Genomic DNA, 4881 nt, shown 5'->3' with positions numbered 1-4881 from the left:
GGGTGTCTTCTTTTCGTCGGTTTTCTTGGACAAGCAAGAAAATCGACTCGCGCGCACTGCACGGCGCTGCAAAAAAGCGCACTACGCAAATGTGCGCGTGAAATCGTCCACCACGCCCGAAGACGGACCTCTACGACAATCGTCGTAAATACGCCGTCACCTCATCCCGATCGTGATACAGCTGCCGAATGGCCATCTCGAACGGCACCTCGGCCTCGACCAGCCGGTCCTCGATCAACTCCCGGCATTCCGTCACCGCCTGCTGGCGCTTCTTCATCGGCAGCTTGAGATTGAAGATCGTCCGCCGGCAGTCGCCGCGCGCCAGCCAGTCGGCCATCAGCGCCGCGACGCGGATCGGCTTTTCCACCATGTCGCACACCAGCCATTCGACCGGCCGCTCGGGGCGGAAGGTGAAACCATCCTCGCGACGGTGCTCGACCTGGTGGGAGGCCGCCAGCGACTCGGCCATCGGCCCGTTGTCGACGGCGGTGACCATCAGCCCGTCGCGCACCAGTTGCCAGGTCCAGCCACCGGGCGCGGCGCCCAGGTCGACCGCCTCCAGCCCGTCACGCAGCAGCTTCCGGCGCTCGTCGGGCGAGAGGAAGGTGATCAGCGCCTCCTCGAGCTTGAGCGCCGAGCGACTGGGCGCGTCCCTCGCCATCTTCAGGCGCGGGATGCCCATGGGCCAGGGGGCGGCCTGCGCCGGGTGCGACCAGCCGGGGATCGCCGTGGTCGAATCGATAAAGGTGAGGTGAAGCCTTGGCAGGTCCGGGTTGCCCGGCTCGAGCAGGCCGCGCTTGCGCATCGACTGCTCCAGCGGCCTGGTGAACTGACGGGCCAGTCGCATCAGCGGCCGGGTGGCCTCGGCATCCGGCGTCTCCACGTACACGCCGCCGAATGGCTGCCCCTCGAGCGCGGCGAGGATCGGCCCGAGACGGTTGTCCGGCGGCAGGTCGGCCAGTGGCTCGCCGGCGAGATTCACCTGCCGGGCGAAGATCAGCTCATCGAGGGAGAGCGTCTCGAACCACGCGGCCAGCGCGTGCGGGTCGTGGGCGCTGAAGGCGAGATAGCCGGTATCGGGCTTCGCCTTGCAGAAGCCGTGCACCCCGGCTTCGGCGGCGACGGCCTGCACCTGGGCGGCACAGTCGCCCTCGTAGCCGGCGCGGGTGAGGAGCAACAACTGGGTTTCGGTAGACATGGCGCGAAGCATGCCAGAATGCGCTCGGCATTCCATCCGTCAGCGCCGCACTAGCGGACGGATTGGCCCTGAATGACTCAGAACCATTTTCCTGACCTCGCATTGAATGCATGATGCTGGGATCAGGGCTTCGCGAGCCCCGGTCCGCTCGTCAGAGGCACAGCCACATGACCACCCCCCAGTCTCACGGTCTTCTCGGCAACCTGTTCACCCGGCTCCCCGGTTCCTGCCACGAGGCCTTTCGACACCAGCAACGCGAGGCTGAAAGGCGTATCGCCGTGGTGGCGGCCATTGGCGCACTGATCATCCTGCCCGCCGCCCAGGCAATGGAGCAGATCCTTTTGCCCGGCTACCAGTGGGTCGCGTGGTACAACGCCCTCTGGCGACTGCCGGTGATCGCGGTGTCGCTGGCGATCCTGGGGCTGCACTGGTGTCGACCGGAAGGGAACTGGCCGCGCGCCCTGCTGCAAGTGTTTTCCCTAGCGCTGTTGACCGCGGCGGCGGCCATCTTCGCCCGGGGCCAGGCGATCGAAGGGGGAGCGGCCCTCTACACCGGCCAATACCTGGTCATCAACCTTGCGGTTGTTTCCATCACCGCCACCCGGGGGCTGCGGGACCTGCCCCTGCTCTTCGGCCTACCCCTGCTGGTCGCGCTACCTCTCCTGCTCGTGATCAACGGCATCACCCTGGGCGAGATGGCGCCCGCCCTGTTCTACCCGGCGATCATGGTCGTGGTGGCCGGGATCATCGCGGAACTGCTCTACTGCGGGAACACAGCCAGCTTCCTCGCCGCACAACAACTGCGACAGAGCGCGATGACCGACCCCCTCACCGGGCTGCTCAACCGCCGCGCCATGGATGCCGAACTGAGCATTGCGCGGGCCCGGGCGATTCGCCACGGCCAGACCTACGCCCTGATGATGGCCGACCTCGATCATTTCAAGCGGGTCAATGACGCATACGGCCACGACGTCGGCGACGAGGTTCTCGTCGAGCTGGCCCGTCGACTGCAGCGGTGTGTCCGCACCGAGGACCGGGTGGCCCGCTGGGGCGGCGAGGAGTTCCTCCTGCTGGTCCAGGACGTGGACGAAGAGGGCGCCATGCAGGTTGCCGAGAAGATTCGCCGGGTGGTCGCCCGGACGCCCTTCGTCACCACTGCCGGTGAACTCGACGTCGCCATCAGCGTCGGCCTTGCCAACCACGACGAGACCATCCCCACCGACAAGCTGATCGCCCAGGCGGACCACGCCCTCTACCAGGCCAAGCAAAATGGTCGCAACCGCGTGGAAATCGCCTGAAAGCCAACGGGAAGGGGGGTGGCGCCTGCGCGCACAAGAAAGCCGCAGCGACCATGAAGGTCCACTGCGGCTTTCTCCGAGGCCCCGACAACCGGGACCCCGAAACCCGAATTACTTGTGGCGAAGGTCCTGGAGCGCCTCGTTCATCTTGAACAGCACGATCATCAGCTCGCACCAGATGCGCACGCCGATCGCCCCGAACACGATGGTCAGCAACCCGGAGAAGAACGAGCCGAACGACATGCCGCCGTAGCCAGCGAACATCATGCCGATCCCGCCGATCACCACGCCGGCCAGCAACAGCCAGTAGATGACGGTGATGAATTTCGGCGTCAGCATCTTGTCGAAGAAAAGCAGGTCTTTCATGCAGTTGGTCCTTATCGGTTCTTGGTTATCTGAAGCACGAAGGACAGGCGCAATCATGGCGCGGAAGGTTGCAACACCATCCATGACGGAACGGGTCGGAGCGTCCGGACAAGTGGCTTGCACATGCCATGCGGGGGAAGCATCGGGCCAGTCTCGATTCCATTCCGATCGCCGCGACGTCCTGTCAGAATGCTTCCAGACGAGCCTACCACAGCCACTGGCCGATCGGATCGGGGCCGGGTCTCGCGGCCCTGAATCTCCCGACGCGCCACGCCCCTCGAGGCCCAGATGCGATCACCGTCGGCCAAGAGCTCGCGGTTTCGGGCGCTCGCGAACACTGGATCAGGCCGATCCGAACCTGTCGTGGCGGGGCGGGCGTTCATCACGAACTGCGCGCCTGAAGCCAGCCCGCCAATCGGTCATACCCACCGGTTGTGCCCTCTTTCCCGCTCCGGACTTGCTATGGTCATAGCCCCTTGCCGTGCCGAACCAAGAAGGAGCCCACCGTGAGTCAGTCCCATTCCACAACCCCGTCCGCGCACTGGCTGGCGGATATCGACTCGCTTGATCGCGAGGGCCTGGTCGAGCGCGTACGCGCCATGGCCGCCGAACTCGACCTGCTCCACGGGCGCGAGCGGGCGCGACTGGGACAGCAGGCACTGATCGATGAGATCACCGGCCTGGGCAATCGCCGCGACTTCGTGCGCCAGCTGGACACCCTGTTCAGCCAGCACCGGCGCAACGACCTGCCGGTGAGCCTGATCCTGCTCGACATCGTGCAGTTCATCGACCACCGACGCCCGTCGGCCGAAGACCACGTCCTGCGCGCATTCGGCGACTGCCTGCGCGAAACGCTGCGCGGAATGGACATGTCGTTTCGCATCGCCGACCACGAGTTCGCCGTGATCCTGCCCGATACCCCGGTAGCCGGCGCCGCGGCGGTCGCCGACAAGCTGCGCCTGGCGGCGGCCTATTTCCTGGTCGAAGATGCCGCGGCGACGACGAGATTTGATGTCAGCGTGGGCGTGGATGCATTTCGTGAAGAGGACGAGGAAGCCGACGACGCCGTCGGCCGCGCGGCCGCCGCGCTCGACGAGAGCCGGGCGGCGCAGGCGGAGTGGGGCGACCGGTCGTCCGGTTGATCACCGGGAGAAAGGGTTCTGACCCCTTTCTCCGCGCCCCCCTTTCCCGAGACGCCTTCGGCAAGCCTATACCTTTCGGTGTCCGCCCACCCTTGCTTTGAGCTCGGGTTGCGAGCCACCTTCCATCACCTCACACTCTCCGTAGTTGCACATCCATCTCCTTCAGGCACAGACAAGGAGTCAGTCATGCCGGAGAAGCTCCCGACCGAAGTCACCCCCAACAGCAAGATCGAAGTGCTCGATCCCGGTGTGACGGAATCACTCAACCCGTTTCACCACGCCGACCGCGTGGTGCTCGTCGACGGCGAAGAAGTCGGTCGCATGGGGACGCGACGGGGGCGTGCCCAACTGTGGATCGGCTTTCGACGCTATGAATTGCGCAGCCCGGGCGATGTCACCCTCGCCGAATTCTTCGGCCACTTTTTCCGGCACTTCTCCGGACGCCGCGAGCGCATGCGCTGGCACTCGGCCGGCGGCAAGCGGATCGACATGGGGCGGGACGCCGACTCCTGGCAACGCCCCACCGGCTGGTTCGAGCTGGATTCCTGCCAGTACACCGTTGCGGCCCGATACGAACGGCGCTTCCTCACCACGGACCTGAATGCCCAGTGGCTGTGCGACAACCAGTTGATCGCCCGCCTCGACTCGGACCCGCACGACCACCGCAGCTACGAAATCAGCGCCGTGCAGCCCATACGCATCGACCCCCTGTTGCTGGCCGCGCATCTGACCTTCTGGGTTCTTCCTGGCCGAGGAGGAGGTGGTGGTGGCGCGGGTGGTGCCGGCGGCGGAGGTGATGGCGGCGGTTGCTGAAGCCACTGGCCGTGAGTGCGCGCGCAGCCAGCTGAACCGGACGGACATCGGCCACCCGTCCTGT

5 protein-coding genes are annotated in these 4881 nt (G+C 65.8%); 3 read left to right on the top strand and 2 right to left on the bottom strand.

Translation table 11 applies throughout. The features are described 5' to 3' along the window. Positions 1-130: 130 nt before the first annotated feature. Positions 131-1198, bottom strand: coding sequence for a 23S rRNA (cytidine(2498)-2'-O)-methyltransferase RlmM (gene rlmM, locus ACLFRM_RS08940; protein ID WP_410755392.1), 1068 nt, complete (start codon positions 1196-1198; stop codon positions 131-133). Between the two features lie 167 nt (positions 1199-1365). Here rlmM and ACLFRM_RS08935 point away from each other — a divergent pair, with 167 nt between their 5' ends. Then, positions 1366-2496, top strand: coding sequence for a diguanylate cyclase domain-containing protein (locus tag ACLFRM_RS08935; RefSeq protein WP_410755391.1), 1131 nt, complete (start codon positions 1366-1368; stop codon positions 2494-2496). Positions 2497-2607: 111 nt separating this feature from the next. Here ACLFRM_RS08935 and ACLFRM_RS08930 read toward each other — a convergent pair whose 3' ends face one another. Next, positions 2608-2862: a DUF4282 domain-containing protein gene (locus ACLFRM_RS08930; RefSeq protein ID WP_410755390.1), complete on the bottom strand. Its 255-nt coding sequence runs from the start codon at positions 2860-2862 to the stop codon at positions 2608-2610. A gap of 506 nt (positions 2863-3368) precedes the next feature. Here ACLFRM_RS08930 and ACLFRM_RS08925 point away from each other — a divergent pair. Continuing rightward, entirely contained in the window at positions 3369-4004 is a 636-nt protein-coding gene (locus ACLFRM_RS08925; RefSeq protein WP_410755389.1) for a GGDEF domain-containing protein, read from the top strand. A 186-nt stretch (positions 4005-4190) separates the two neighbouring features. Beyond that, the gene (locus ACLFRM_RS08920; RefSeq protein WP_410755388.1) at positions 4191-4817 is read left to right on the top strand and encodes a hypothetical protein; all 627 of its coding nucleotides are present in this window, start codon (positions 4191-4193) and stop codon (positions 4815-4817) included. Positions 4818-4881: the final 64 nt, after the last annotated feature.

Source organism: Guyparkeria sp., from assembly GCF_046540515.1.
In the GTDB taxonomy this organism is placed as follows: Bacteria; Pseudomonadota; Gammaproteobacteria; order Halothiobacillales; family Halothiobacillaceae; genus Guyparkeria.
This window is presented reverse-complemented; position numbering and strand designations above follow the sequence as displayed.

Excerpts from the sequence above, each read along its gene's own strand:
- ACLFRM_RS08935 (WP_410755391.1), top strand. The coding sequence starts at position 1,366 with ATGACCACCCCCCAGTCTCACGGTCTTCTCGGCAACCTGTTCACCCGG.
- ACLFRM_RS08920 (WP_410755388.1), top strand. The coding sequence starts at position 4,191 with ATGCCGGAGAAGCTCCCGACCGAAGTCACCCCCAACAGCAAGATCGAA.
- rlmM (WP_410755392.1), bottom strand. The coding sequence starts at position 1,198 with ATGTCTACCGAAACCCAGTTGTTGCTCCTCACCCGCGCCGGCTACGAG.
- ACLFRM_RS08930 (WP_410755390.1), bottom strand. The coding sequence starts at position 2,862 with ATGAAAGACCTGCTTTTCTTCGACAAGATGCTGACGCCGAAATTCATC.